General features: G+C 70.4%; 21 protein-coding genes. 7 read left to right on the top strand and 14 right to left on the bottom strand.

The window, feature by feature from the left end; all coding sequences use genetic code 11:
• Positions 1-20: 20 nt before the first annotated feature.
• Positions 21-1301, bottom strand: a complete 1281-nt coding sequence (locus tag MKK58_RS16520) for a patatin-like phospholipase family protein (protein WP_243913073.1) — start codon at positions 1299-1301, stop codon at positions 21-23.
• Positions 1302-1505: 204 nt separating this feature from the next.
• On the opposite strand from MKK58_RS16520, the gene MKK58_RS16515 reads away from it, so the two are divergent.
• Complete coding sequence (locus tag MKK58_RS16515; RefSeq protein ID WP_243913072.1) at positions 1506-2558, top strand: HpcH/HpaI aldolase/citrate lyase family protein; 1053 nt, start codon at positions 1506-1508, stop codon at positions 2556-2558.
• Between the two features lie 107 nt (positions 2559-2665).
• Positions 2666-2992, top strand: a complete 327-nt coding sequence (gene hspQ / locus MKK58_RS16510) for a heat shock protein HspQ (protein ID WP_292498273.1) — start codon at positions 2666-2668, stop codon at positions 2990-2992.
• Between the two features lie 96 nt (positions 2993-3088).
• Here hspQ and MKK58_RS16505 read toward each other — a convergent pair whose 3' ends face one another.
• Positions 3089-3874: an invasion associated locus B family protein gene (locus MKK58_RS16505; RefSeq protein ID WP_243913070.1), complete on the bottom strand. Its 786-nt coding sequence runs from the start codon at positions 3872-3874 to the stop codon at positions 3089-3091.
• Positions 3875-4336: 462 nt separating this feature from the next.
• On the opposite strand from MKK58_RS16505, the gene MKK58_RS16500 reads away from it, so the two are divergent.
• Together MKK58_RS16500 and MKK58_RS16495 are read left to right on the top strand one after the other, a co-directional pair.
• Complete coding sequence (locus tag MKK58_RS16500) at positions 4337-5719, top strand: AMP-binding protein (protein WP_313899291.1); 1383 nt, start codon at positions 4337-4339, stop codon at positions 5717-5719.
• A 296-nt stretch (positions 5720-6015) separates the two neighbouring features.
• Entirely contained in the window at positions 6016-6360 is a 345-nt protein-coding gene (locus MKK58_RS16495) for a hypothetical protein (RefSeq protein ID WP_238280123.1), read from the top strand.
• An 87-nt stretch (positions 6361-6447) separates the two neighbouring features.
• Here MKK58_RS16495 and mfd read toward each other — a convergent pair whose 3' ends face one another.
• From mfd to MKK58_RS16475, 4 genes are all read right to left on the bottom strand, one after another.
• Complete coding sequence (gene mfd / locus MKK58_RS16490) at positions 6448-10041, bottom strand: transcription-repair coupling factor (RefSeq protein ID WP_243913069.1); 3594 nt, start codon at positions 10039-10041, stop codon at positions 6448-6450.
• 983 nt (positions 10042-11024) lie between these two features.
• On the bottom strand, positions 11025-13340 hold the full coding sequence (katG, locus tag MKK58_RS16485; protein ID WP_243913068.1) for a catalase/peroxidase HPI: 2316 nt from the start codon (positions 13338-13340) through the stop codon (positions 11025-11027).
• Positions 13341-13682: 342 nt separating this feature from the next.
• Entirely contained in the window at positions 13683-14159 is a 477-nt protein-coding gene (locus MKK58_RS16480; RefSeq protein WP_243913067.1) for a DUF4231 domain-containing protein, read from the bottom strand.
• A 198-nt stretch (positions 14160-14357) separates the two neighbouring features.
• On the bottom strand, positions 14358-14651 hold the full coding sequence (locus tag MKK58_RS16475) for a succinate dehydrogenase assembly factor 2 (RefSeq protein WP_056181110.1): 294 nt from the start codon (positions 14649-14651) through the stop codon (positions 14358-14360).
• Between the two features lie 261 nt (positions 14652-14912).
• Here MKK58_RS16475 and recG point away from each other — a divergent pair, with 261 nt between their 5' ends.
• The 3 genes from recG to MKK58_RS16460 all read left to right on the top strand — a co-directional run bounded on the left by recG (position 14913) and on the right by MKK58_RS16460 (position 18489).
• Positions 14913-17060, top strand: coding sequence for an ATP-dependent DNA helicase RecG (gene recG, locus MKK58_RS16470; protein WP_243913066.1), 2148 nt, complete (start codon positions 14913-14915; stop codon positions 17058-17060).
• Between the two features lie 419 nt (positions 17061-17479).
• Entirely contained in the window at positions 17480-18061 is a 582-nt protein-coding gene (locus MKK58_RS16465; protein WP_243913065.1) for a hypothetical protein, read from the top strand.
• Positions 18062-18318: 257 nt separating this feature from the next.
• Positions 18319-18489: a hypothetical protein gene (locus MKK58_RS16460; RefSeq protein WP_243913064.1), complete on the top strand. Its 171-nt coding sequence runs from the start codon at positions 18319-18321 to the stop codon at positions 18487-18489.
• Between the two features lie 10 nt (positions 18490-18499).
• On the opposite strand, the gene MKK58_RS16455 is transcribed toward MKK58_RS16460, so the two are convergent.
• The 8 genes from MKK58_RS16455 to MKK58_RS16420 all read right to left on the bottom strand — a co-directional run bounded on the left by MKK58_RS16455 (position 18500) and on the right by MKK58_RS16420 (position 26407).
• Entirely contained in the window at positions 18500-18766 is a 267-nt protein-coding gene (locus tag MKK58_RS16455) for a multiprotein-bridging factor 1 family protein (RefSeq protein ID WP_243913063.1), read from the bottom strand.
• A 299-nt stretch (positions 18767-19065) separates the two neighbouring features.
• On the bottom strand, positions 19066-20313 hold the full coding sequence (locus tag MKK58_RS16450) for a cytochrome P450 (protein WP_243913062.1): 1248 nt from the start codon (positions 20311-20313) through the stop codon (positions 19066-19068).
• The gene (locus MKK58_RS16445) at positions 20306-21628 is read right to left on the bottom strand and encodes an NAD(P)/FAD-dependent oxidoreductase (RefSeq protein ID WP_243913061.1); all 1323 of its coding nucleotides are present in this window, start codon (positions 21626-21628) and stop codon (positions 20306-20308) included. Before MKK58_RS16445 ends, MKK58_RS16450 begins: the two co-directional genes overlap by 8 nt.
• Positions 21625-21873 carry a ferredoxin gene (locus MKK58_RS16440; protein ID WP_243913060.1) on the bottom strand — a complete coding sequence of 83 codons (249 nt, stop codon included), beginning with the start codon at positions 21871-21873 and terminating at the stop codon, positions 21625-21627. The genes MKK58_RS16445 and MKK58_RS16440 overlap by 4 nt, the downstream gene beginning before the upstream one ends.
• Before the next feature lie 19 nt (positions 21874-21892).
• The gene (locus MKK58_RS16435; protein ID WP_243913059.1) at positions 21893-22096 is read right to left on the bottom strand and encodes a hypothetical protein; all 204 of its coding nucleotides are present in this window, start codon (positions 22094-22096) and stop codon (positions 21893-21895) included.
• A complete protein-coding gene (locus tag MKK58_RS16430; protein ID WP_243913058.1) occupies positions 22093-23382 on the bottom strand; it encodes a glycosyltransferase in 1290 nt (429 codons plus the stop codon). The genes MKK58_RS16435 and MKK58_RS16430 overlap by 4 nt, the downstream gene beginning before the upstream one ends.
• Before the next feature lie 116 nt (positions 23383-23498).
• Positions 23499-25244: a cyclic nucleotide-binding and patatin-like phospholipase domain-containing protein gene (locus MKK58_RS16425; protein WP_243913057.1), complete on the bottom strand. Its 1746-nt coding sequence runs from the start codon at positions 25242-25244 to the stop codon at positions 23499-23501.
• Positions 25241-26407 (bottom strand): DUF3095 domain-containing protein, encoded by a 1167-nt coding sequence (locus tag MKK58_RS16420; protein WP_243913056.1) that lies wholly within the window; start codon positions 26405-26407, stop codon positions 25241-25243. The genes MKK58_RS16425 and MKK58_RS16420 overlap by 4 nt, the downstream gene beginning before the upstream one ends.
• Positions 26408-26630 lie beyond the last annotated feature (223 nt).

Here is a 26630-nt window from a genome sequence, read left to right as displayed (position 1 = left end):
CCGAGAGCCTGATGCGCTGATCAGCGCCCGGCGACGCTCCGAACCTCGGACCGAGCCAGTGTCTCCGGCGCGGCCGGGACCTCGCGAAGGGTGTGGCGGCTCACCGAGCCGGTGGCGACGTCGTCCGGCCGCGTGTCGCTCCCCCGGAAGGCGGTGCCGGCCCGGCCCAGTTCGACGCCGTGGGCGTACAGCGCCTTCATGTAGCCCTGGTCGAAGGGCGCCGCGGAGGTCTTCCCGAAGCGGTCGTCGATCTGAGCCACCTCCAGGTCGAGACCTGTGCGCTGGGCGAAGCTCCGGCTCAGGGCCAGGGCTGCGCGCGTCTGCGCCTTGATCGCCGCCGACATCGAGCGGCCGAGCACGCTCAGGGTGGTGCGCGAGGCCATCTGGAAATCGGGCGTCAGGCTGTTGTTGATCACGAGGTAGACCTGGCGCGTCGGCAGGGGCGCGGGGTCCTTGGCCTGCAGCAGCGCCTCCGGGGCGAGGTAGTACGGCGCCGTGGTGCCGCCGTCGTCGTGCATCTCCTGAAAGTGCTTGGCGTCCGCCACCGCGTCGATCATCACCGGCGGGAACACGCCCGGCACGGCCGACGAGGCCAGGATGACCGACCGGAACAGCGCCAGTGCCTTCGGTCCGCCGGCCTGCGCGATGGCGCCCATGTCCCACAGGACCGGGCGCTCGCCGTCCACCGCCGTGGTCGCCACGAGCAGGCGCCGGCCCTTGGCGTGCTCGGCCGCCACCGCGCGGAGCAGGTCCGGGGTCACCGCCCGCTCGATCCGACGCTTGAGCGGCCAGGTGTCGGTGAGGGCCTCGTTCGTGCCGCCGAACTCGAACACGTCGGCGGCGGAGATCTCGGTGTAGTTCTGTCGCAACGCCGCGTCGCCCGAGGCACCGATGAAGGCGAAGGGCGCGATCATCGCGCCGGTGCTGACGCCGGTGACGATGCCGAACGCCGGCCGGGTACCCGCCTCGCTCCAGCCGTTGAGGAGGCCGGCCGCGAAGGCGCCGTTCTCGCCGCCGCCGGAGAGCACGAGCCAGGGCTGCGCGGCCGCGGACGCCCCCTCGACGAGGGCCCGGAAGGCCGGGGCGTCGTCGCCCGCGATCCGCACCGTTGCGGGAAGTCCGTCGGGACGGGCGGCGGCCGATTCGGCGGCGGTGAAGGCGGCGCGCTCGGTCCGGCGCGCTTCGCCGGACTTGCCCCGCTCTGCGGCGAACGTCGCCTGCGGAAGGCTCAAGGCCATCACGGCCGCGCAGAGCAGCACCGGATGCCGGAGCCCGTTCCGCCTGATCGATGATCCGGACATGGGGTCCGTCCTTCGCGTCTGGTTGAGGTGCCCCCCTCGGACCTGAAAACGTGAGGGGACGACTCACGTTCCGATGAGACGCCTGTTCGGGCCGCGGGGCAAACGGTTTGCGTGCGCCCGCACACCTTTACGAGGTGGCAGGCCTTGAACTAACCGCTGAGGCGGGACCCCGACGGACGAGAAGAACAGGAGCCTGAGACGCCCATGAAATTGCCACGCCGCTTCTTCCAACCCCTCGCCACGGGTGCCCCGGCGCCGTTCCGCGAGCTTCCCGTCAAGCTGGAGCGGATGATCCACTTCGTGCCGCCCCACAACGAGAAGGTGCGCGCCCGCGTGCCGGAGCTCGCCGCCACCGTGGACGTGGTGCTCGGCAACCTCGAGGACGCGGTGCCGATCGACCAGAAGGAGGCCGCGCGCAAGGGATTCGTGGCCATGGCCCGGGCCACCGACTTCGCCGCCTCCGGCACCGGCCTCTGGACCCGCATCAACGCCCTGAACAGCCCTTGGATTCTCGATGACCTGTTCGAGATCGTCGCCGAAGTCGGGGACAAGCTCGACGTCGTGATGGTGCCCAAGGTCGAGGGGCCGTGGGACATCCACTACATCGACCAGCTGCTCGCCCAGCTCGAGGCCCGGCATGGGGTGACCAAGCCGATCCTCGTCCACGCCATCCTGGAGACCGCCGAGGGTGTCGCCAACGTGGACGCCATCGCCTCGGCCTCGCCGCGCATGCACGGCATGAGCCTCGGCCCCGCCGATCTGGCGGCGTCGCGCGGCATGAAGACCACCCGGGTCGGCGGCGGCCACCCGGATTACCGCGTCATCGCCGATCCGACGTCGGATGGCGCCGCTCGGGCGAGCGCCCAGCAGGATCTGTGGCACTACACCATCGCGAAAATGGTCGATGCCTGCATGGCCAACGGCCTCAAGGCCTTCTACGGCCCGTTCGGTGACTTCTCGGACGGGGATGCCTGCGAGGCCCAGTTCCGCAACGCCTTCCTGATGGGCTGCGCCGGGGCCTGGACGCTCCACCCAAATCAGGTCGCCATCGCCAAGCGGGTCTTCGCGCCCGATCCGGCCGAGGTCGCCTTCGCGGTGCGGATCGTCGAAGCGATGCCGGACGGCACCGGCGCGGTGATGCTCGACGGCAAGATGCAGGACGACGCCACCTGGAAGCAGGCCAAGGTCATCGTCGATCTCGCCAAGCTCGTCGCCGAAAAGGATCCGGAACTCGCCAAGACCTACGGTCTGGCCTGAGCGTTTCGCGCATGCCTCCCGTCATCGGCGGCGCGCCGCCGATGACAACCGGGTCGCGGCGTCTTATTTTGCAGACCATGACCCGATCGATCGCACCCGATTCCCTGATGAGAACCGCCAAGTTCGGCCTCGGCGCCGTGGTGCGCCACCGCATCTATCCCTTCCGCGGCATCGTGTTCGACATCGATCCAGTGTTCGACAACACGGAGGAATGGTGGCTGGCGATCCCCGAGGAGGTCCGGCCGCGCAAGGATCAGCCCTTCTACCACCTGCTCGCCGAGAACGCGGAGAGCGAGTACGTGGCCTACGTGTCCGAGCAGAACCTCGTGCCCGATACCTCCGGCGAGGCCCTGCGCCACACCGGTATCGCCGAGGTGTTCGAGCGGGGTGCCGACGGCAGCTACCGCATGCGCGGGGCGGCCCACGCCAACTGACGAAGCCTCCCCAACGAAGAAATGCCAGGCATCGCGCCTGGCCTTTCTTCGTTGGGGAGCCGGCCGCACTGGGGCGACCGGCCGGATGCGCCGTTCTTACGGCTTGGGAGCGGTGGCGGCCGGGGCGGCCGCGCCGCCGGCGTTCTGCTGCTCCAGCTTCTTGCGCATGTCCTCGGAGCGCTTCTCGAGCTCGGCCTGAAGCTTCTTCTGCTGCTCCTCGAGCACCTTCGGGTCGATGGCCGGGCCGTCGAAGGCCTTGCCGAAGCCGGCGATCGGCACCGCGAAGGTGACTTCGCGCTGGGTCTGGTTCTGGACGCTGACGTTCAGGGACGTGCCCTTCTTCATCGCGTTGATGAGCTCGGGGCCGACGCCGCCGGCTTCCGCGAAGCAGCCGTTGGGGAAGCAGACCGCGAACTTGCCCGCGGTGGCCTGCTGGCCGTCGACGGTGAAGCGGATGCCGGGCTGCAGCAGGAGGCCGAGGGGCAGCAGGTAGCGCACCACGCGCACCTCCTGCTTCTGGGCGGCGTTCTTCATCTCGTAGACGGCGACCGCCAGGACGGGCTGGCCCTGGTCGGAGACGAAGTCGCGGGTGGTGTAGCAGACGTCGGTGCCGCTGCCCTGGTCCTTGCCGCAGACCTTGGTCCACTCCGTCTGGGCCGGATCCGACTTCACGTTGACGATCTGCGGGCCGGTCTGGGCCGCGTTGGTCGGCGCACCGGCCGGCGGGGCCGTCGGAGCGGGTGCGGTCGGGGCCGCCGGCTTGCCCTTGGGCGCCTGCGCGAGGGCCGGCCCGGCTCCAGCAAGACCTGCTCCAGCAAGACCCGCCAGGGCGAGGAACGCGGCGACGCGCAGCGGGCGCGCGGGATGGTTGGCGAAGAACATCAGCTCAGACCCCTTGGATGTCGGCGTAACGGATTCGGCTCGCGGGATGCGCCGTGAAGTTGGCGCGCGGATTCGCATCGAATGGTTCGGACTTCAAGGGCGCTTCGGGCATCGCGGCGGCGTTCCGGCCGCAGCCCGGCGAAATCGCCGTGCCGGATCGCCGGAATTGCCCCCTGTGACCGAGATCACCCCTTGGCCGAGATCATGGTTGGACCGGGACGCACCGGCGCGGCGGAACCCTTCCGCCCCCGTCCGGTCGCCCACGGGCCGCGCCGGTCGACGGCGCAATCCCGCCCGAACGACAGGGCGGCCTGCTTTCCTCCCGATTGCGGCGAAGACATGACACCGCGGCCGTTGCGCGGGCTCCGGACCGCCCCGGGTTGCCGTCGATCCGACGGGCGGCGCTTAAGCGAGGCTTAACCCTAAACCTTCATGAACGACGGGTAGCGGGAGTCAGCGCACGTGTCGGCGCAGCAAGCAGCCCATCTCCTCGATTCCATCCGGGCGGGCATTCCCCTGTCCCGCATCGCCGTCCCGACGAGCGGTGTCCCCGGCAACGGGGACGCGGCCGGACGGGAGGCGCGACCCGCATCCGAATCCGGTTCCGCCGGTCCGGGGGCGGAGGGCGTGCGCGTCCCGCCCCGGTCGCAACGGCTCTGCACCCTGCTGGCGGCCACCGCGCAGGCCCATCCGCAACGCCTCGCCTTCGTGGATTCCCCCCACAAGTCCGTCTGGAGCGGGCGGCCCGCCATCAGCTGGACCTACGCGGCCGCCGCCGAGATCGTGGGCCGCCTCGCCAACGGCCTGCGGACTTGGCGCCTGGCACCGGCGAGCCGCATCGGCATCGCGCTGGCCGGCAGTTCGGAGAGCTTCCTGGCCTACCTCGCGGTGGAGGCGGCCGGGCACATCCCCTGCCTGCTGCCCCTCGACCTCGACGAGGAGGCCCTGCTCGTCGCGGTGCAGGCCGCCGCCCTCCCCGCCATCATCACCCAGTCCCGCTGCGGCGCCCTCGCCCCGGCCGAGCGCCTCTGCCGGGTCGCGGTGCGCTATTTCGGCCTGCGCTACCTCGCCGCCTTCGGGCCGGACGTGCCGGACGGCGTGATCAACCTCGACGCCATGGCCCTCGACGGGACGGGCGGCCCCCACGCGCCGGGGCCCGGCGGGCTGATCAGCTTCGCGGGCGGCGATCCCGCCCGCCCGGTCCATCGCAGCGGCGACGCCCTGCTCGCGGCCATCGCGGTCCACCTCGTCACCGCCCGGGTCCTGCCGGGTGACCGCATCCTCTCCCTGCTTCCGCAGGGCGACCTGCGCGGCCTCGTCACCGGTCTCGGGGCCGCTCTCGTCGGGGGCGCCGGCCTGGAGACCCTGCCGGTCTTCGAGGCGCGCAGCTTCGCCGCGGCCCTCGACCGGCCGCTCCCGACCCGCCTCGTCGCCCCCGCGGCCCTGGAGCGCAACCTCGCCGCCAGCCGCCTGCCCGCGACCCTGGATTCCATCGTCCTGGCGCATCGCGCCCCGGGACGCCTCGGGCCGCGCTGGCTGAGCCCCGAGGCGGGCCGCCCGATCGTGGATGTCGTCGCCTTCGACGAGACCGCCCTGCTCACCGGCGCGCGGGACGCCAACGACGTCGCCCTTACCCTGGCCTGCCCGGAGCGCGGCCCCCTGTTCTCCACCCTCATGGCCCTGCGCCGGGATGCGGACGGCCGCCTCGCCTTCCGGGGCCGCGCCTGCCACGCCGAACCGCTGCAGCGCGAGATCGCGCCGACCGAGATGGCCGACGCCTGGAACGCCTCCGCCTTCCTGAGCGGCGTCGAGGACGGGCAGACCCTGGCGATCCATCGCGCCTGACCCGTCATGCCCCCGTCACTTCGGGCGGGGCGGGAAATCGGGTTCCTCCGGCGCCCTGACCCGGTCCGCCGCCGCGGCGCGGCGAACCGGAATATCGGGCCCTTCCAGAGCCTTGGCGTCCCCGGGCGCGCATTCCTGTGCGCGGATGATGCGGCGCACCGATTCGGTTCATCCTCTGGTCACCGGTGGCGAGGCAGTTTGCTGATCGAACCGTGGCCGGCGAACCAACCGCCTCCATGTGTGTTGTCACACAGGTCTCTTCCCAAGGGACGATGGATGGGCTAGCACTGATGCTCATGGGTGCGCTGCAACAAGTTCTCGTTGTCGACGATGGCCACCGTGCCATCGATCATTCGCTCGCCGCCGAGCTCGCGGAGCTCGGCTACGCCAGCGTCACGGCCTCCCTGGAGGCGGCGCACGACGTGCTCGCGGTGATCGCGCGCCCGGCCGCGATCCTGCTTCAGGCCTCCTCCCGGCGCGACCCGGCCTATGCCCAGCTCTCCGAGCGCCTGCGCGAGCAGATGCGCCAGGCCGGCATCCCGGTGATCGTGGTCGACGAGGTGATGGCGCGCCGTTCGGGCACGTTCATCGATCTCCAGAGCCAGATCGGCCCCTACGTCCTCAACCAGCCCGACCTCTGAGAGGCCCGGCACGGAGGGACACCAAAGCCCCTCCCCTGGTTCTTCGAAAAGGGCGCGCCAGCCGGCGCGCCCTTTTCGCGTTGGGGCTCACGCGGCCTTCTTGCGACGCGCGATGGTGGCGAGGCTGCGCAGGATCGTCGTCGTCACCTTGAGCCGCTCCGGGATACTGTCGAGTTCGCGGATGAAGACGATGCTCATGTCCGGGCGCACCTTGGCGAAGGAGGCCTGCTCGGCGACGTAGGTCACGAGGCCCTGCGGGTTGGCGAAGGCCTTGTCGCGGAAGTGGATGACCACGCCCTTCGGGCCGGCCTCGACCTTCTCCACGTTGGTGTCGCGGCACAGGATCTTGATGGTGACGATCTTGAGGAGCTGCTCCACCTCCGGCGGCAGCGTACCGAAGCGGTCGATCAGCTCGGCGCCGAAGCTCTCCATCTCGGCGTCGTTCTCGAGGGTCGAGAGCCGGCGGTAGAGGCCGAGGCGGACGGTGAGGTCCTCGACGTAGTCCTCCGGGATCGTGACCGGCGCGCCGAGCGCGATGGTGGGCGACCAAGCCTCCTCCACGGGCTCGTCGATGCCGGCCTTCAGGGCCGTGACCGCATCCTCCAGCATCTGCTGGTAGAGCTCGTAGCCGACCTCCTTGATGTGGCCCGACTGGGCGTCGCCGAGCAGGTTGCCCGCACCCCGGATGTCGAGGTCGTGGGAGGCCAGCTGGAAGCCGGCGCCGAGGGTGTCGAGGGTCTGGAGCACCGTGAGGCGCTTTTCCGCCTGCACCGTCAGGGTGCGGTTGGCCGGGGTGGTGAACAGCGCGTAGGCCCGGGCCTTGGCGCGCCCGACGCGGCCGCGCAGCTGGTAGAGCTGGGCGAGACCGAACATGTCGGCCCGGTGCACGATGAGCGTGTTGGCGGTGGGGATGTCGAGGCCGGATTCGACGATGGTGGTCGAGAGCAGCACGTCGTACTTGCCCTCGTAGAAGGCTGTCATCACGTCCTCGAGCTGCCCGGCCGCCATCTGGCCGTGGGCGACCGCCACGGTGGTCTCGGGCATCTCGGTGTCGAGGAAGCGCTTGACCTCGGCCAGATCCTCGATGCGCGGCACCACGTAGAACGACTGGCCGCCGCGATAGCGCTCGCGCAGGAGCGCCTCGCGGACGAGGAGCGGGTCGAACGGCGTCACGGAGGTGCGGACAGCCAGGCGATCCACCGGGGGCGTGGCGATGATGGACAGTTCGCGCACCCCCGTCATGGCGAGTTGCAGGGTGCGCGGGATCGGCGTCGCCGAGAGGGTGAGCACGTGCACGTCGGCCTGGAGCGCCTTGAGGCGCTCCTTGTGGGCGACACCGAAATGCTGCTCCTCGTCGACGATGATCAGGCCGAGATCCTTGAAGGCCACGTTCTTGGCGAGCAGGGCGTGGGTGCCGACCACGATGTCGACGGTGCCGGCGACGAGCCCGTCGCGCACCCGCTTCATCTCGGTGTTCGAGACGAAGCGGGACATCTGCGCGACCTCCACGGGCAAGCCCTTGAAGCGCTCACTGAACGTCCGGTAGTGCTGACGCGCCAGGAGGGTGGTGGGCACCACCACCGCCACCTGCTTGCCGCCCATGGCGCCCGCGAAGGCGGCGCGCAGGGCCACCTCGGTCTTGCCGAATCCGACGTCGCCGCAGACCAGCCGGTCCATCGGCCGGCCCGCGTTGAGGTCGGTCAGCACCGCGTCGATGGCGTTGGCCTGGTCCTCGGTCTCGTTGAAGGCGAAGCGGGCCGCGAACTCGTCGTAGAGGCCCTCCGGCGCGTGCAGGCGGGGGGCCTGGCGCACGAAGCGCTCGGCCGCGATCCGGATGAGCTGGCCCGCCATCTCCAGGATGCGCTTCTTCATCTTGGCCTTGCGGGCCTGCCAGGCGCCGCCGCCGAGACGGTCGAGGGCGACCTCCGCGTCCTCCGAGCCGTAGCGCGTCAGGAGCTCGATGTTCTCGACGGGGAGCAGCAGCAGGCCGCCGGCATACTGGATCTCCAGGCAGTCGTGCGGCGCGCCCGCGGCCGTGATCGTCTTCAGCCCGACGAAGCGGCCGATGCCGTGGTCGGCATGGACCACGAGGTCGCCGGGCTGGAGGGCCTGCACCTCCAGGATGATGTCCTGCGGGCGCTTGGCCTTGCGCTTCTGGCGCACCAGCCGGTCGCCGAGGATGTCGCCCTCCGAGATCACCGCGAGCCGGTCGACGACGAAGCCGGATTCCAGGCCCCAGACCGCCACCGCCACGTCGGTGCCGCGCTTGAGGGCGTTGACCGCCGCCAGCGTGTTGATGGCCACGGGCTTCTTGAGGCCGTGATCGGCCAGCACCGAGCAGAGCCGGTCGCGCGAGCCGTCGGACCAGGAGCCCAGGATGACATGGTGGCCGGAGCCCTGCAGGTCCTTCACGTGGGCGACCGCCGCGTCGAACACGCTGGCGGATTCGTCGGCGCGCTCGGCCGCGAAGGTGCGGCCCTGGCGGCCCTCGCAGTCGATCGTCGCCCGGTCCGGGCTCTCGGGCATCGAGAAGGGGGTGAGCCGGGCGACCGCTGCCGCCGCGACCCGGTCGCGCCACTCGTTGGGGGTGAGGTAGAGGGCGGAGGGCTTGAGCGGCTTGTAGGGCGCGACGCCGGGGGACGGTGCCTTCACCGCCTCGGCGCGGGCGTCGTAATAGTCGCGGATCAGGGTCAGGCGCTCACCGGCCGCCTCGTCCACCTGCGCGTCGAAGACCATCGGCACGCCGCCGACGTAGTCGAACAGCGTGTCGAGCCGGTCGTAGAACAGCGGCATCCAGTGCTCGAGGCCGGCATAGCGCCGTCCCTCGCTGATCGTCTCGTAGAGCCGGTCGTCGCGGGTGGCCGCCCCGAAATTCGAGACGTAGCCCTGGCGGAAGCGCCGGATCGTCTCGGTGGTGAGCTGCACCTCGCTCATCGGCACGAGGTCGAGGGAGCGCAGCTGCCCGACGGTGCGCTGGGTCTCGGGGTCGAAGGCGCGGATCGACTCCAGGGTGTCGCCGAAGAAGTCGAGGCGGATCGGGTTCGGCAGCCCCGGCGGCGACAGGTCGAGGATGCCGCCGCGCACCGCGTACTCGCCGGTGTCCCGCACGGTGCCGGTGCGCAGGAAGCCGTTGGCCTCGACCCAGGCCATCACGGTGTCCATCGGCACCACGTTGCCGATGGCGGCCGAGAACGTCTCCACCGCGATCTTCTCTCTGGGAGGCACCCTCTGAATCAAAGCGTTGACGGTGGTGCAGAGGATGCGCGGCTGCTCCTCCGAGGAGCGCGAGCGGGACAGGCGCGAGAGCGCGGTCATGCGCTGGGCCGCGATGGCGGCGTTGGGCGAGACCCGGTCGTAGGGCTGGCAATCCCAGGCCGGCACGCTCATCGCTTCGATCTCGGGGGCGACGAACTTCAGGGCGTTGACGAAGGCGGCCGAGCGCCCGGAATCGCGGGCGACGTGGACCAGCACCGCCGGCCCCTCGAAATCGCGGCTCAGCGCCCGGGCCAGATCCGCCACCACGACCGCGTCGAAGCCCTCCGGCACGTTGGCGAGCGTCGGGCTGTCGCCGCGCTTGAGCGACTCCAGGGCGCGGGCCAGCGCGCCGGATTTCGGCAGGGCGAAGCGCGCCGTCTGGGGTTTGGGCGCGGGCGCGGGAGCTTTGGGCTGGGGTTTGGCCATCGGGTCTGGGTTTTGCACTCGTGCTGCGCCGGTCGGATGCGTGCGCGTCCGTCCGGCTCCTCGTCTCAAGAAGGACCGCCACGGCCGTCTCGGCGGGCGCTTCGATCCCCCCGAGGCAGGACCGTATGTATCCCTGAGCCCGGTCCTTACCAGACCCGCGCGGCGGCGTACCGGCGTTAACGCACCCCACCGCGTTGATCCGGCGCAGCGCGGGCCGCGCGAACCCTCTCCCCTCTGCGGGAGAGGGTGCCTGCGGAGCAGGCGGGTGAAGGGGGCGACCTCTCCGGAAAGCGCGCGCCCCTCTCCCGGTCGCTCCGCGACCACCCTCCCCCGCAGAGGGGGGAGGGTCGGCCTCGGTGGCTTCATCCCCCACGCGGCTTCACCCCCGCGCGCGATTCCGCGCCGGGGGCATGGCCCGAAGAAACGACACGCCGAACGGGGACGCGGGACGCCGCGGAACCCTTGGACTGCGCTTTTGATTGTGCCGGTCCCCCGGCGTCCCTCGGCTCCGGCGTCGCCGCCGGGGCCATCAGCGTCGCGGTGTCTCCGACGGGTCTCGCGCTGGCGCTAAGTTCGGCGGGTTCCAAGGGGACCCCGCACGCTTCCGAGCGAGCCTTCGTCGCACGCCGCCTCGTCATGGGCGGCGCCGCAGCTGTTCTCCGCTGTCCCAGCGACGGGTCGGCCGGCCAAGGGCATTTCCTCCCCGGCGCGCCGCCCTGTCCCGAGCCAACGGTCGTAGCGAGCCGTCGCCCGGGGCGGCAGCGACCGAAGCCACCGACGCGGGCACCGCCCCGCCGCCCCCCAGCCCATCCGGTCGGTCTCCGGTCGGGCTCCCGTTTGGTGCGGGCGGCAGGTGGGGCCATAGGCGCACGAAATAGGAATATTGTCAAGAATAATCGGCGTTCCGGCGCTCGCGAGGGAGTGCCGGAACGCCCGCGCCCCGTCCGGCGGATCGTGGGACGGGGCGATCAGTCGGCCATCGGTCAGGCCGCCATGGGTCCGTAACGCCGGTGGCCCTTCACGTCGTACCGGTCGAGCATCATCACCTTGTCCCAGACCCGCACGAAATCCGCCACGAAGCGGCGCTGGCCATCGCTGCCCGCATAGGCATCGGCGATGTTGCGCAGCTGCGCGTTCGACCCGAAGATGAGGTCGGCGCGGGTGGCGGTGAACCGCACCTGCCCGCTCGCGCGGTCCTTGAGGGCGAAGGCGGTCCCCGTCGCGTCCGCCTTCTCCCAGACCAGGTCCGTGTCGGTCAGGGTGCGGAAGAAGTCCGTCGTCAGCACGCCGACCCGGTCGGTGAAGATGCCCTGGTTCGAGCCGTCGTGGTTGGCGTTCAGCGCACGCAGGCCGCCGGTCAGAACCACCCACTCGGGCGCGGTCAGAGTGAGCAGGTTGGCCTTGTCGAGGAACATCTCCTCCGGCGACAGCTTCGGTGCCATGGCGCCGAACCCGTCGTCGACGTAGTTGCGGAAGCCGTCCACAACGGGCTTCAGCCAGGTGAACATCTCGACGTCGGTCAGCGCCTGCGTGGTGTCGACCCGGCCGGGGGTGAACGGCACGGGCGTCTCGACCCCCGCGTCCCGGGCGGCCCGCTCCACGGCGGCGCAGCCGGCGAGCACGATGAGGTCGGCCAATGAGACCCTCTTGCCGTCGCTGCGGCCATCGTTGAACGCGGCCATGACCCCGCGCAAAGCCTCGACCACGGGCGCGGCCCGGCGGTTCACGGCCCAATCCTTCTGCGGAGCAAGGGCGAGGCGTCCGCCATTGGCGCCGCCGCGCTTGTCGCTGTCGCGGTAGGTCGAGGCCGCCGAGAAGGCGGTGAAGGCCAGATCCGAGACCGAGACGCCTGTGGCCAGGACAGCCTGCTTGAGGGCCGCGATCTCGGCCTCGCCGATCGGCGCGTAGGCCGCATCGGGGATCGGGTCCTGCCAGAGGAGGCCGTCCTCGATCCGCACCTCCGGGCCGAGGTAGCGGTGCTTGGGGCCCATGTCGCGGTGGGTGAGCTTGTACCACGCCTTGGAGAAGGCCTGCGTGAAGGCGTCGAAGTCGGCGAGGAACTTCTCGCAGACCTTGCGGTACTCCGGATCGACCTTGAGGGCGATGTCGGAGGTCATCATCATCAGGGGGTGCGACTGGCCCGGGACGTGGGCGTCGGGGGTCCGGGGCGCGTTCGGGTCCTTGGGCGTCCATTGCAGGGCGCCGGCCGGGCTTTTCGTCTGCTCCCAGTCGAACCGGAAGAGGTTCTCCAGGTAGGCGTTGTCCCATTTCGTCGGGTCGGGGGTCCAGCTGCCCTCGATGCCGTTGGTCATCGTGTCCTTGCCGGCGCCCTTCGGGTTGTGCCAGCCCAGCCCCATCGCCTCCATCGGCGCCATCTCCGGCGGCGGCCCGATCTCCTTGGCCGGGACCATGCCGTGGCTCTTGCCGAAGGCGTGGCCGCCGGCGATCAGCGCCACCGTCTCCTCGTCGTTCATGGCCATGCGGGTGAAGGTCACCCGGATGTCGTTGGCCGAGCCCTGCGGATCGCCGTTCGCGTAGGGCCCTTCCGGGTTCACGTAGATCAGCGCCTGGTGGGAGGCGGCGAGCGGGTTCTCCAGATCGTAATCGGCGTCGCCGTTCTTGCCCCGCCAACGCTGGTCGCGGTTGACCATCTCGTCGAAGCTCGAGACCGAGCCCATCTCGACGACCTCCGGCCCCCAGTAGGTGGCGTCGTCCGCCTCCCAGGCGTCGAGGCGCCCACCGGCGAAGCCGTAGGTCGGCAGGCCCATGATCTCCAGGGCGCAGTTGCCGGTCAGCACCATCAGGTCGGCCCAGGACAGGGCGTTGCCGTACTTGTGCTTGATCGGCTGCAGGAGGCGGCGCGACTTGTCGGTGTTGCCGTTGTCCCACCAGCTCGAGATCGGCGCGAAGCGCTGCATCCCGGTCCCCGCCCCGCCGCGCCCGTCCGCGATGCGGTAGGTGCCGGCCGAGTGCCAGGCCATGCGGATCATCTGCGGGCCGTAATTGCCGTAATCGGACGGCCACCACGCCACCGACGAGGTCAGGAACTGCTTGATGTCGCGTTTGAGCGCGTCGTAGTCGAGCGCCGCGAACGCGCTGGCATAGTCGAAATCGGGGCCGAGCGGATCGGCCGCGAGCCCGTTCTGATGCAGGAGCTCGACCCGCAGGCGGTGCGGATACCAGTTCTCCAGGGCCGGGCGGCTGCCCAGCGCCCCGCCGATGCGGTCGCCTCCGAACGGGCATCGGCCCGCCATCGGATAGGATTCGGTGTTGGTCTTGTCGATCGTCATCTCGTTCATCGGAATCCCTCTCGATACAGGACCGGCCTCGTCGGGCGGATCGGGTCGCAAGGTTCCGCGCCGCCGGCGGGGGGCGTACGACGGCAACCCGTGCGTGATCCCGCACCGCGAGCGAAATCTAGCGTCCGCCCCGAAAATCAAGGTGCCGTGTCGCCCGTGCGGGCGCGAATCGCCGCCGCCGCGCTGACGCAGGCGCCGCCTTCACATGTCCGTGGCTTCCCGCGCAGTGGCGCGCCTCGGGCCAGTCGGCAGGTTGTGGTCGTGCCAAGCCGGACGCAGGTTTCGCGGAGGCGCGGAGGTCCGTTCCCCGGCCCGGCCCGGTCGTTCGGCCTCTTGCGAGGGTCAGGATTTCGGAGCTTCCACGTTGCCCCGGATCCTGAGGCGCTCGGTGTAGAACATGTTGTACGTCTTCACCCGTTTTGAGATGTTCTCGCGGGTCTGTTCGGGCGTTTGCGGTGTTTGCATTTCCACACCGATCTCGGCCGTCTCCTCCAGGATCTTGCCGGACAACTTCACCAGCGCGTCCGAGTTTTCTTTCAGATGAAAGACGTTCTGAACCGAGGCCGATATGGTCAACAGCAGCGTCAGGATGACAGCCAGAGGCTTGACCCATCGTTCGTTGCTGTTATTCTGTAGTGCAACGATTGCCGCAGAAGAAGACCCAAGGATTATGATGAGCATCTGTAGGGAATAGATCAGGATAAAATAAAACGATATATCGCCACTTATCTCGGTAATGATCTTCTCGTAGGCGGAGGTAATGCCGCTGTAATCGACAACGTTCCGCAGCTTGTCGTTCAATCCCACGATGTCAGGCATGACGCTGCCTCTCTCGTCTGATGGCGTCGTGCTGATAAAGAAGAAGCCTTGGCGCCTCGTCGGCGATCCTATCCTATCCTGTCGTGGCGGCCGACTTCAATCCATCACGGCAAGCCGAACGGCAATCCCGGCTCCGACCCTGGGCGGCCCGTCGGGAATGCGCTGGAGCCCGGTGAGCCGGGCGGCGGAGTCCGGCCCCTAATGGATCGGCGCGTCGTGCTTGTGGAAGGCCTTGAGGCGGCGATAGACCGGCGTGTCGTAGTTCTCCGGCGTCGGGTCCTCGCCAGTGAGCCAGCGGAACAGGTCGCGGTCGGGCACCTCGATCAGGGCCTCGAACAGCGTGAGCTCCTCCTCCGAGAGCGTGCCGATCTCGGCATCGGCGAAGCGGCCCATGATGAGGTCCATCTCGCGGATGCCCCGGTGCCAGGCCCGGAAGAGGGTGCGGCGGCGGCGCGGATCGAGGTCGGCGCTGGTGCGGGTGGTGCCGGACATACGGTCGGTCCTGTGCTGCTGTGATCCCGTGATCCCAGGATCGAAGGACGTCGGATCGGAGCGGAGGATCATCGCATAGGGCGGGTGGCGGAGCCATGGCAACGGTCGCGCGGGCGCGGGAACGGTCGCGCGGGCCCGGGAGCGGCAACGCGCATGTTGCCCCGGTCACGCTCCGCATTCTATGGCGGGGGGCATGCACCCCGTCCCGGCTCACAGATCTGGTCTGGTCCGACCCGACGCGCGCGGCGCCCGGGGGCGGGCATGACCGAGCCCGCGCCCCGCCCGCCCCTGCTCCGCCCGAGCATTCTCGATGCCCTGTTCGCGCCCGCGCGCGGCCTGCCCGGCATCGGCCCGAAGATGGCGCCGATGATCGAGCGGCTGCTGGGCACCCCCGAGCAGCCGGCCCGGATCGTCGACCTCCTGTTCCACCTGCCGCAAGGGGGCGTCGCCCGCCGGATGATGGGCTCCATCGCCGAGGCGCCCCCCGGCGAGCCCGTGACGCTCGGCGTCACCGTGACGGGCTACCGGGCGCCGCAAGCCGGGCCGGGGCGCCGCCCCTTCCGGGTGCTGGTGGAGGACCCCACCGGCGACATCACGCTCGTGTTCTTCGGCATGCCCCAGGCCCGCGTGGAGAAGATGCTGCCGCTGGGCGCCCACCGCTACATCACCGGGCGCATCGACCTCTGGGACGGGCACCGCCAGATGGTGCATCCGGCCCGCATCGTCGACGAGGCGGGCCTGGCCGCCCAGCCCACCGTCGAGCCGATCTACGGCGCCACCGAGGGCCTGACCTCGCGGGCGATCTCGAAGCTGGCGCATGCCGCCCTGGAGCGCCTGCCGGTGCTGCCCGAGTGGCAGGACCCGGCCTGGATCGCCCGCGAGGGCCTGCCGGCCTTCGCCGATGCGCTCCGGGCCGAGCACCGGCCCGAGCGCGCGCCGCCGCCCATCCCCGAGGGGGCGACCGCGCCGCCACGCTCCCCGGCCCGGCGGCGCCTCGCCTACGACGAGCTCCTGGCCTCGCAGCTGGCGCTGGCGCTGATGCGGGCCCGCAACCGCCGTGCCCCGGGCCGGGCCAATGCGGGGGACGGCACCTTGAGCGGCCGGATCGAGGCCGCCCTGCCCTTCGCGCTCACCGGCGCGCAGAGCCGCGCGGTCGCCGAGATCCGGGGCGATCTCGCCTCCGACCGGCGCATGCTGCGCCTGCTCCAGGGCGATGTCGGCTCGGGCAAGACCGCGGTGGCGCTCCTCGCCCTGGCGAGCGCCGTGGAGGTCGGCCGCCAGGGCGCCCTGATGGCGCCGACCGAGATCCTCGCCCGCCAGCATTTCGAGCGCCTCGCGCCCCTCGCCGCCCCCTTGCGCCTGCGCCTGCTGACCGGGCGCGACAAGGCCTCCGAGCGCCGCGCCACCCTGGCGGCGCTGGCGGCGGGCGAAGTCGACATCGTGGTCGGCACCCATGCGCTGTTCCAGGACAGCGTGGTCTTTGCCGATCTCGGCGTCGCCGTGGTGGACGAGCAGCACCGCTTCGGCGTGCACCAGCGCCTGGCGCTCGGCGCCAAGGGCGCGGCCGTCGACATCCTGGTGATGACCGCGACCCCGATCCCCCGCACCCTGGCGCTGACCTGCTTCGGCGACATGGACGTCTCGGTCCTCGACGAGAAGCCCGCCGGTCGCAAGGCCATCGCCACCCGCCTCGTCTCCACCGACCGCCTCGACGAGGTGGTGGCGGGCCTGAACCGGGCGCTCGCCGCCGGCGACCGGGTCTACTGGATCTGCCCCCTGGTGGCGGAATCCGAGTTCGTGGATCTGGCCGCCGCCGAGGAGCGGTTCGGGGACCTGCGTCACAGCTTCGGTGATGCGGTCGGCCTCATCCACGGCAAGATGCCCGGCCCCGACAAGGACGCCGCCATGGAGCGCTTCCAGCGGGGCGAGACGAAGATCCTCGTCTCGACGACCGTGGTGGAGGTCGGCGTCGACGTGCCGGAGGCCACCATCATGGTCATCGAGCATGCCGAGCGCTTCGGTCTCGCCCAGCTCCACCAGCTGCGCGGCCGGGTCGGGCGCGGCGCGCGGGCCTCCACCTGCCTGCTGCTCTATCGCGGGCCGCTGGGCCAGGTCTCGCGGGCCCGCCTCGAGATGATGCGCGAGACCGAGGACGGCTTCCGCATCGCGGAAGAGGATCTGCGCCTGCGCGGCGAGGGCGAGGTGCTGGGCACGCGCCAATCGGGGATGGCCGCCTTCCGCCTCGCCAGCCTGGAGAGCGACGCCGAACTGCTGCAGGTGGCCCGCGACGACGCGCAGCTCGTGGTCCAGCGCGACCCCGGCCTGCGGAGCGAGCGGGGTCAGGCCCTGCGGGTGCTGCTCTACCTGTTCGAGCGCGACGCGGCGATCCGGCTGCTGGGAGCGGGTTAGAGCATTTTCGCGGTATTATGCAGCAACCTCAACTAAAAGCGTTGAGGTTGATCTTAAGGTAGGTACGGAAAGTTTCCCGGCCTTCGTGAGGATGTTTTAGAACATTCTTCCAATTTCAGAGGACTGGCCAAGCGTAGCTTTGGCGGAACACTTTTCGCGTGCGCGCGCGCGAGACGCGCCTTCATTCGGCTGTCCATAGCAGTTTCTTCCATGTTTCAGCTTTGCTCTCGTACCCCCCGCAGCAGCGGCGCGGGTTTTTGTTTCGACTCCGATCAAACTGAGACAGGAGCCGCCGAGTCCCTTTACGACTCGTCAACCAAGCGCCGTTGGAGCCTGACGCGAAGAAAATCGCGGGAGACTGCCTGTGGGCTCTTGTGGATTGGAGTCCAGCAGTCTAATTTGGAGTCTGCGGCGAAGGCATGCCGATCATGGCGGAACCAATGGCCGGGCTTGAAGACATCATCAGAGCAGCATGGCCGCCAGTAAAACGGCGGGTGCAAGAGCTTGAGCAGCGCCACCAACAGATGATGTCCGATCTAAAGCTCTTAGAGTCCGAACTCGGTGAAGCCAAACGCGAGTATGATCTGATCGTTGATACCGCTAAGAAAGTTGGCTTTGACCCGGACGCACCTAAGGTTAATAAGAATGGGGAGCCGTTTTTAACCGACAGCTATCCAGTTGGGTCTGTTACTATCAAGCAAGCTGCACGCTTGACTCTAGATGCCTTCACCTCTGGCTTAGATTCAGCTGATTTACTCGCCGCCCTAAGCGGACGCTACTTTGAGGGGCAGTTAGAGCGTACCAGTTTCAGCCCACAACTAAGCCGGATGAGCCAAGCCGGCGAGGTTGAGCAAAGGAATTCAGTTTGGGTACTGACGGATAAGGGTCGAGCAATCATGGCTAAGCAGCCGATGCTCCCCTACCGGGTGGACCCTAAAACGAATGAGACCGCCGACGCGGGGGCGTCGGAGGTCTCAGATGCCGCCCCAGCCAAAAGCTGAGGTTTCCACTCCACCCCGCGTCCTACCCGGCGCAAACGAAGGAGAATGTGATGGTCGGCCACCATCGGCTCAGAAGAGCCTAGCGGGTCAGGCCGGTGCGCTAACACCGGCCTGACCCTAAGCCTTCACACCTAAACGCTACCCGGCTTGGACAACGATCAGAGAGCGACGACCCGTCAGCTTCTTAAGTCGCATCTTTGGTCGCCCTGTTCAAGTCGGTCCTCTTCAATTCGCCCGTGTGGCGACAAGGATCGAACATGCCCAAGTATCGTTGCGACCTCCTCACCGCTTGTCACATCCTCCATGCCGTGAAGAACCTCGGCTGGAAGCAGGATCAGGCGGCTTTCTACTTCTGTGTGAACGGCGGCACGGTCTCTAAGATCGTGCGCGGCCTCTCCCACTTCGGGGCGAGTCCTCTGCCGTTCTAAGTCGTTAAGTTTAGCCTAGAAGATCCTCGTCCTCGTCCGTGTCAGGGGCAGGTTCTGAGGCGGGGCTGGGGTCACAATACGTGATCCCAGCTTCAATGAATGAGATGCCAGCTTCTTCAAAAGCTCTTCTCATCGCCGACAGATTGTTGGCGATTGGAACTCGAAGATTATTCTCAAACTGTCGGATCGTGCTGAGCCCTACGGTCGCTCTTTTGGCCAGCTCCTGCTGGGGCCAATCAAGCCAAGCACGGGCGGCACGGCACTGTTCTCGTGTCATGGTTCAAATCGGTAACATCAGCGCTTTTAAGCGTCAAGGGCAATTAAAAGCGTTGACCTAGTCGCATTCATCCAATAGAACTCACATCAACGCAAAACGTTCAGGTGAGCCCGTGGCCCAGTACTTTCTCCTCTCCAAAGCGGACCGGACCCTCAACCTCTCCAAAGTGGAAAATGCGCCACGGACGTTGAGCCCATCGGGGTGAGCGCAACGACGCCGGGGCGACGGCGGGTTGAGGACGCTGCCGTGCCGGCGAAACATCGCGCCACGCGCGCGTCCACCGAGTTCCGGCTTCAGGATCACCCCGGAGCAATGCCCGAGATCCGGATGCCGAGCCTCTCGGGACCACGCAGGGAGGCTCCAGGCCGGTAGGGCGGGGGATCGGCCATGAGCCCCGGGGCGACGAGGCGGCGGCAGAGGGCGACCAGGGCGATCTCGGCCTCGATCCGCGCGAGCGGGGCGCCCATGCAGTAGTGCAATCCGCCGCCGAAACCGAAATGCTGGTTGTCCTCCCGATCCGGGTCGAAACGGTCCGGATCGTCGAAGCGGGCCGGGTCGCGGTTCGCGGCGGCGAAGAGCAGGATGACCGGTGCGCCCTTCGGAATGATCCGTCCCGCGACCGCGATGGCCCCGAGGGCCTTCCGGGTCCGGAAATGCACGGGCGGCTCGTAGCGGAGCAGCTCCTCGATCACCCGCGGTGCGCGCTCCGGATCGGCGCGCAGGCGCTCCAACTCTTGCGGATGGCGCAGCAGGGTGAGCATGCCGTTGGTGATCAGGTTCACGGTGGTCTCGTGGCCCGCCACCAGCAGCAGGATCGCCGTCGAGATGAGGTCGAAATCACCCATCACGGCCTTGCCGTCGGGGCCCGGCGCGGCCAGCGCACTGAGCATGTCGGCGGTCGGGCGTCGACGCTTCTCGCGGATCAGGGCGCGCATGTAGCCGGAGATCGCGTCGAAGGCCGCCACCGTCCGGTGCCGGCTGGCCTCGTCGTGGCGGGCATCGGGCTCCAGGGCGGTGGCAAGCTGCGTCGCCCAGGCCTGGAACCGCGGCTCGTCCGCCTCCGGCACGCCGAGCAGGTCGCAGATCACCGAGACCGGGAGCGGGTAGGACAGGTCCTCGACGAGGCAGACCTCGTCGCGTCCGACGCAGGCGTCGATGAGGGCGTCCACGTCCCGCACGATGCGCTGCCGCAGCGCCTCGACCCGCGCCACCGAGAACGCGCGCATCACGGCGTGGCGCAGGGTGTCGTGGTCGGGGGGATCGCGGAAGATCAGGGGTCGGTGCGCGGTGGCGATGCGGTCCTTGATCGGATTGAGAAGCCAATCCTTGAGCGGGTTGCCCGTGCGCGGGCGGTGGGAGGGCGGCAGATCCTCGGAGCTGAGGCGCGGGTCGAAGATCAGGCTGCGGATCGCCGCGTGGCTGCTCACCACGACGCTGCCGTCGCGCTGGGGCGCGACCGGGTTCTCGCGAAGCCGCGCGTAGATCGGATAGGGATCCGCCCGGTTGGCGGGGTCCAGGACCTCGGAAAACAGCGTGTCCTCAGCCATGGTGGGCCTCGATGGGGGTGGGAGCGGCACGCGGTGGCGGGAAGCCCGGCGCCATGGCGAGGAAGCCGCCCTGGTCGCTCGCATCGCGGATCGGCGGGAATGGCTGGCCGGCCGCGACCGCCTCGGCATAGGCGGGGAGCCAGCGCGCCTGATCGAACGAGACGGCGGCGATGCTGCGTCCGGCGCGGCCATAGACGGCGAGGAAACGCCGCGACGCCCGCGAGCCCTGGACGATCGCGACCGCGTCGGCGCCCGCGCCCGCGCTCAAGCCGACGGCCTTGATGTTGATCCCGAACTGGCTCGACCAGAAGGCCGGCAGATGGTGATAGGCCTGCTGGTCCTCGGAAGGCGCCAGCATGTTGCGCGCGGCGTGCGCGGCCTGCGCGACGGCGTTCCCCCAATGCTCCACCGACATCAGCCGGCCGCCGTAGAGGGGATTGGGCCAGCGCGCGACGTCCCCGGCGGCGTAGATGTCCGGGCACGGCGTCCCATCGGCGCCGAGCACCCGGCAGGCGCCGTCGCAGGTCACGCCGCCGGCATCGGCCATCAGGCCCGCGCCCGAGAGCCAGTCCGTGGCGCGCGTCGCGCCGAGGGCCACGATCACGAGATCGGCCTCGACCGCGCCCCCGTCCGCCAGATGGGCGCGAGCGACCCGGCCCGAGGCGTCGCCCGCGAAGCGGAGCACCTGTGCGCCGGCATGAAAGGTTACGCCGGCATCCCGCAGGCAATCGGCGATCACGCCGCCGACCCAGGTGCCGAGCGAGCGGGCGAGCGGCGTCGGATTGGGATCGACCAGCGTGACGGGCAGTCCGAGATCGCGGCAGCAGGAGGCCGCCTCGCAGCCGATCAGGCCGGCGCCGACGATGAGGACGCGGGCAGGTCCCCCGGCCAACGCGGTCCGCAGCCGGGCGGCATCGTCCCGGCCGCGCAGGGTGAAGATCCCGGCGAGCGCACCGCCCGAGGCGGCGGGCCAGGGCCGCGCCTGCGCGCCGGTGGCGATGAGCAGCCGCTCGTAGGCGAGCACCGACCCGTCCGCGAGGCGGATCGCCTTCGCGTCCCGGTCGAGGGCGACCGCCGCATGACCCAGCCGCCACTGCGCATCGAGGGCGGCGCGTTCCGGCAGCACGGTGGCATCCGGCGCCAGCTCGCCGGACAGGACGTGCTTCGACAGGGGCGGCCGGTCGTAGGGGCGATGTGGTTCGTCGCCCACGAGGGTGAGCCGGCCGGCATAGCCGTGGCGGCGCAGGGCCTCGGCGCCCCGGAGACCGGCGAGCGACGCGCCGACGACGACGATGCCGGCCTCCGCGGCGCTCACGGCGTGTCTCCGCGATCCGCCTGGAGGCTGATGGCGCGGACCGGGCAGGCCTGGACGGCCCGCTCGATCTCACCCCGTCGCGCGCGGGGCGGTGCGGGGTCGTAGAACAGGATCTCGTGGCCCCGGACCTCGAAGGCACCCGGCGCCGCGTAGCAGCACTGGGCGTAGCCCTGGCACCGGTTGAGGTCGACCACGACGCGAAGCGGCGCGGCCTCGCCTGGAGCGGACGCGATGGGATCGGTCATGGCGATACCTCGCTGACGGTCAGAGGCCGAGGAACGGTTCGGACGGATCGTCCGCCCGAGGGATCAGTTTGGCGACCGACCCCAGGGGCAGGCCGGTGACGGCGGCGAGGACGAGCGTGGCCGCGAACGCGACCGGCCCGGACGTTCGCCAGCCGTCGCGGTTCCGGTTCGCCGTCTCTCCGGCCAGGGCTCGGGCACGGCCGAGGATCGGGATGGCGGTCATGCGGCGATCCCCCGGAGGCTCGAGCGGGTGCGAACCGCCTCGTCGATGCCCGCGAGCACCGCCGACCCGGCGTCCAGCCCCGCGAAGGCGCGCGCCAGGGATGCGGCCCGCGCGCGGTAGCGGGGTTGGGCCAGCACCGTCTCGATCGCCTCGCGCAGCGCCGGGATCGCCGGTGCGTTGGTCGCCAGATCGAGCCCGGCGCCCGACCAGCCGATGCGGGCGCCGATCTCCGCCTTGTCCTCGGTCAGCCCGGCCGAGACGATCGGCACGCCGGCCGCGAGGGCCTGCGAGACGCTGCCGTAGCCGCCGTTCGTGACGAGGAGGGACACCTCCGGCAGCATCGCGTCGAAGGGCAGGAACGGCGCCACCCGGGCATTCGCCGGAAGCGGTCCGCGCAAGGCCTCGACGGGGCGCCCGCCCGTGGTCGCCACCACGAGCAGGTCGTCGCGCTCCGCCAGGGCCGCGAGGGTCGGCTCGACCAGTTCGCCGAAATCGGCATTCGCGAGGGTGCCCTGCGTGACCAGGACGACGGGCTTGGCCCTGTCGCGCGCCTGCCACCAGTCGGGGAGCGCCACCGCGGCGCTCAGCGCCGGCAGCAGGCCGACGAAGCGCAGGTTGGGCGGCAGCGTCCCGAAATCGTACTCGAAGTCGGGCACGGTCGGCTGGAGGAACAGGTCCGGCAGGACGGCGATGGAGTGCGGCAGCGAGGCCGGCAGGGGCGGCAGGCCGAGCCGCGCCAGTTGCGCGTCGGCATGGGCGCGCACGGGGGCGACGAAGGCGGCGTCCATCCCGGCCTTCAGGACCGCGTAACGGGCCCGCTCCGCGTCCGTTCGGGCCGGCGGCAGGCCGAGGCCGACCGGCGCGTCGTCCGGGCGGTCGAGGAACAGGAAGCTGACGTTGAGGACGACGATCGGAGGACGTGGCTCGGAGGCGAGCAGCATCGGCAGCACGCCGAGGAACAGGCTTCCGGCGACGATCACGTCGGGCCGCTCCACCGCGATCAGGCGGCGCAGGGCCTCGGCCTGGACCGGGATCGGGTCGATGAAGCGCCGCTCGAACTCGCGCCGGTAGCGCTCGGGGCCTGCCGGCAGGCTGGTCTCGCGGTATTCCGCGGCATGGCCGTCGTCGATGGGCGAGAAGCGCAGGCCCGCGGCCTCGATCTTCTCGCGAAACGCTTCGGCGGTGGCCATGACGATTGTGTCCCCGCGTGCGGCGAGAAGCCGGCCGACGGCGAGGAGCGGATTGACGTGCCCCGTCAGGGCCGTGGCGGCGATCAGCACCTTCATGGCGGAACGTCCTCGATGTGTCGGTTGCGATGCACGGTAATCGCTGCGGCGCACCCAAGGGTTACAGGCCGGGCCTCCGGTCGGGTGCGCCCGCGCACCCGTCTTCCCCGCGCCGCTCATGTCCGACGCGGGCCGTCGCCCCCCGCCCAGGCCCGCAACCGGCCTTCGGCGATCGCCGCGTGTGTGTGCCGGTAGCCGATCTCGGCGATCGCCTCGAAGCTCGACCAGGCCCGCAGGTCGATGCCGGCCAGCGGCGGCTTGAGCAGGGCGGTGGCGTGACCGACCGCCATCATCGATTGCGCGTCGCCCGACACGGTGGCGGCCCGCAGCAGCAGGGGGGCGATGCCCGGCATGGCGTCGGGGGCGCCGAGCATCCGCCGGATCAGGCGTCCGCGCCAGGAGCGCACCGGCATCTCGCCGAAGGCGCGGTCGCTGCCGACGTCGATGGCGAGCACCGGTCCCCGCTCCAGGCCGGCCATCACGTCGGCCGGCAGGTTGTTCATCATGCCCCCATCCACCAGGACGCCCTCCGCGGTGCAGACCGGCGGGAGCAGGCCCGGGATCGCGATGCTGGCGCGCAACGCCCCCGGCAGGTCGCCGGTGCGGTGGACCATCGCCGTGCCGGTGGTCAGGTTCGAGGAGACGCAGAGGAAGGGGAGCCAGAGATCCTCGATCCGGGCACCGCCGAACCACGCGGCGAGACCCGCATCGACCTTCGCCCCGCGCGTCAGCGCGTGGTAGGGCAGCGTGTAGTCGTTGAGGGGATTGTGGCCGACGAAGAAGTCGACGGTCCGGGCGCGGATGCGGTCGATGCCGAGACCCATGGCGAGGCTGGCCGCGACCACCGCGCCCATGCTGGTGCCGCCGACGAAGTCCGGGGCGTAGCCGGCCTCCGCCAGGGCCTGCAGCACGCCGAGATGGGCGAGGCCGCGCGCGCCGCCGCCGCCGAGGACGAGGCCCCGGGCCGTGCCGCTCGCGAGGCGCGCCAGCCGGCCGAGATCGTCCGCGTTGCCGGCCCGGACCGGGATGCGCAGGGCGGCGGGCAAGGCGGCGACACCCGGGTGAAGGGGGCGGGGCAGAACCGCATCCGCGTCCTGCGGGACGGCGAGATCCATCCGGATCCAGTCCGATCGCAGGCTCCCGAGCCAGGCGGCGGCACCGTGGCGCGGCGGCCGGCCCGGCTCGGCGAGCAGCAGGACGTGATCCGCATGGCGCAGGCAGAGCCGGCACCACGGGCAACCGACCTCGTGAGCCACGAAGATCGTGCGGGCGTGGCGGGTCTCGTAGTCGTGGAACCAGGTCTCGTCCGCGCCGTCCGGCCAGCGTGTCAGGCAGCCGGTGCGGCCCGGCAGGGTGGCGTCGAGGGCCGCCGCCAGGGCGTCCCCGAACGCCGCCGCATCGAGCCCGTCCGTGACGGCGAGCACGGCGAAGCTGCGCGGCCTGTGGCGCACCGCCTCTCCGAACTGGGTGGCACGCATGCGCTCGGTGAGCCGTCCCGCGAAGTACAGCAGCATCCGGGGATGGTGCGCGACCACATCCTCGAAATCCGCGCGGCTCAGCCGCAGCAGACTGGAATCCCGCAGGGCCGTGGCCGTGGCCGATCGGGGGGCCGGCGACAGCAGCGCCATCTCGCCGAAACTCTCGGGCGGCCGCAGCCGGGCGATCCGGCGCGGCGTGGCCGCGTGATCTTCGGTCGAGATCCCGATGGCGCCGGAGACCAGGGTGTAGAGCGCGTCCCCGGCCTCGCCCTGCGCGAACAGCGTGTTTCCCCCGGCCACCGCCACCGAGACCATGCGGGCCCGCACCGCGGCGGCGGCCTCCGGGTCCAGGCCGGCGAGGAACGGGATCTCCGGCCCGGTCATGGCTGCCGCTTGAGCATGGCGGCGGCCCGGGCGTAACCGCCGTCGGCCCCATCGACGAAATGGACGTGATCGTCGCGCAGAAGGGAGGGCGTGATGCAGGTCACCACCGCGGCCCCCTGGCGGTGCAGGCCGTAGCGCACCAGCCCCGCCGCTCGCGCGGCCGCGAGCCGCGCCTCGATCCGATCCGCCGTGGCGACCGGACAGGTCACGGTCAGGCGAAGCCCGTCGTCGTATTTCCGGAAATCGGCATTGGCCGCCAGCCGCCGTCGATAGCGGCGCGGCGAGAAGCGGCCGAACGGCACGCCGAGGCGGAACAGCGCGAAAGCCGCGCCGCGCGACAGGAACAGGCTCGCCAGGCGAAGCAGCCGCGACCCCGCCGCCGCACCGTGTCCGCGCGCGTCCTCCCGGAGGCCCGACCACGGCGGCCGCATCGCGGGACCGGACTCCGGCACGGGGCGTCCCATGCCGGGGCTCGCCTCGACCTCGGCCAGAAGTTCGCCGAGGACCGCCAGCACAACGTTCCGGTCGGCGCCCCCCTCGGGCAGGACGATGAGGGACAGGACCAGGCCGTCTCGGGCCGGAACCGCCTCGAACCGGCAGGACAGGCCGGTGAGATCGGGCCTGGCGCCCCCCGGGGCCGCCGGGACCGCATGGAGCCCGCGCTTCAAGGCAGCCTCCGCGTAGGCGAGGCCGCCGCCGGAGAACATCGCGTAATCGACCGTCGGCGAGGCCGCGTAGCGCGCGATCCGCAGGTCGTGGCCGGCGACCCGCACCGCCGCGACCGGGATCAGGGCCGCCCGCAATTCGAGGCCGAGGGTCTCGCGGACCCAGGTCACCGTCGCGGCCAGGACCGTCTCGACCGTCCGGCGATGCTCGGGTGGGACCAGCAGGGTCGCACCGTCGCCGCCGAAGACGAACGGCGTGTCGGCCTCCGGCAGGGCGTTGCGCACGGCCGCGATCAGGGCGGCCCCGGCCATGTTCACGGACCGGTAGCGCCCCTCCTCGATCGCCCGCGTCGACATCACCACGTCGCAGAGGGCGATCCACCACGCATCCGGCACCGGGACGTAGCGCGCCTCGTCGAGCACGTCCGAGAACCGCGTGAGGCGCGGAACGGCGGCGTAGCGGAAGGGGTGCGGGGCGCCGGCCTCATCAAGGTCCATCGGCAAACCGGAACGAGGGGCCGACGCGGGTTCGACGTCGGAGGGCGCTTGGTGCGCAGGCATCGCCGAGCATCCCTTCTGTTCCGCTGACGATCGACCGCGCGGAGAACCGCGGCGGGTGCGTGTACGGACCTCACGAGGGTTCGCCGGCCACCCCGATTCGGTTACGCGAAGATTAAAATTCCTGCCCTCAGGTCCCCTCGATCCGGATTTCGGCCGATGA

Source organism: Methylobacterium sp. J-078, from assembly GCF_022829285.1.
Lineage (GTDB): Bacteria > Pseudomonadota > Alphaproteobacteria > Rhizobiales > Beijerinckiaceae > Methylobacterium.
The sequence above is the reverse complement of the archived record's forward strand: the minus strand, read 5'-3'. Positions and strand labels throughout refer to the sequence as shown.

Excerpts from the sequence above, each read along its gene's own strand:
- MKK58_RS16520 (WP_243913073.1), bottom strand. The coding sequence starts at position 1,301 with ATGTCCGGATCATCGATCAGGCGGAACGGGCTCCGGCATCCGGTGCTG.
- MKK58_RS16515 (WP_243913072.1), top strand. The coding sequence starts at position 1,506 with ATGAAATTGCCACGCCGCTTCTTCCAACCCCTCGCCACGGGTGCCCCG.
- hspQ (WP_292498273.1), top strand. The coding sequence starts at position 2,666 with ATGAGAACCGCCAAGTTCGGCCTCGGCGCCGTGGTGCGCCACCGCATC.
- MKK58_RS16505 (WP_243913070.1), bottom strand. The coding sequence starts at position 3,874 with ATGTTCTTCGCCAACCATCCCGCGCGCCCGCTGCGCGTCGCCGCGTTC.
- MKK58_RS16495 (WP_238280123.1), top strand. The coding sequence starts at position 6,016 with ATGGGTGCGCTGCAACAAGTTCTCGTTGTCGACGATGGCCACCGTGCC.
- mfd (WP_243913069.1), bottom strand. The coding sequence starts at position 10,041 with ATGGCCAAACCCCAGCCCAAAGCTCCCGCGCCCGCGCCCAAACCCCAG.
- katG (WP_243913068.1), bottom strand. The coding sequence starts at position 13,340 with ATGAACGAGATGACGATCGACAAGACCAACACCGAATCCTATCCGATG.
- MKK58_RS16480 (WP_243913067.1), bottom strand. The coding sequence starts at position 14,159 with ATGCCTGACATCGTGGGATTGAACGACAAGCTGCGGAACGTTGTCGAT.
- MKK58_RS16475 (WP_056181110.1), bottom strand. The coding sequence starts at position 14,651 with ATGTCCGGCACCACCCGCACCAGCGCCGACCTCGATCCGCGCCGCCGC.
- recG (WP_243913066.1), top strand. The coding sequence starts at position 14,913 with ATGACCGAGCCCGCGCCCCGCCCGCCCCTGCTCCGCCCGAGCATTCTC.
- MKK58_RS16465 (WP_243913065.1), top strand. The coding sequence starts at position 17,480 with ATGCCGATCATGGCGGAACCAATGGCCGGGCTTGAAGACATCATCAGA.
- MKK58_RS16460 (WP_243913064.1), top strand. The coding sequence starts at position 18,319 with ATGCCCAAGTATCGTTGCGACCTCCTCACCGCTTGTCACATCCTCCAT.
- MKK58_RS16455 (WP_243913063.1), bottom strand. The coding sequence starts at position 18,766 with ATGACACGAGAACAGTGCCGTGCCGCCCGTGCTTGGCTTGATTGGCCC.
- MKK58_RS16450 (WP_243913062.1), bottom strand. The coding sequence starts at position 20,313 with ATGGCTGAGGACACGCTGTTTTCCGAGGTCCTGGACCCCGCCAACCGG.
- MKK58_RS16440 (WP_243913060.1), bottom strand. The coding sequence starts at position 21,873 with ATGACCGATCCCATCGCGTCCGCTCCAGGCGAGGCCGCGCCGCTTCGC.
- MKK58_RS16435 (WP_243913059.1), bottom strand. The coding sequence starts at position 22,096 with ATGACCGCCATCCCGATCCTCGGCCGTGCCCGAGCCCTGGCCGGAGAG.
- MKK58_RS16430 (WP_243913058.1), bottom strand. The coding sequence starts at position 23,382 with ATGAAGGTGCTGATCGCCGCCACGGCCCTGACGGGGCACGTCAATCCG.
- MKK58_RS16425 (WP_243913057.1), bottom strand. The coding sequence starts at position 25,244 with ATGACCGGGCCGGAGATCCCGTTCCTCGCCGGCCTGGACCCGGAGGCC.
- MKK58_RS16420 (WP_243913056.1), bottom strand. The coding sequence starts at position 26,407 with ATGGACCTTGATGAGGCCGGCGCCCCGCACCCCTTCCGCTACGCCGCC.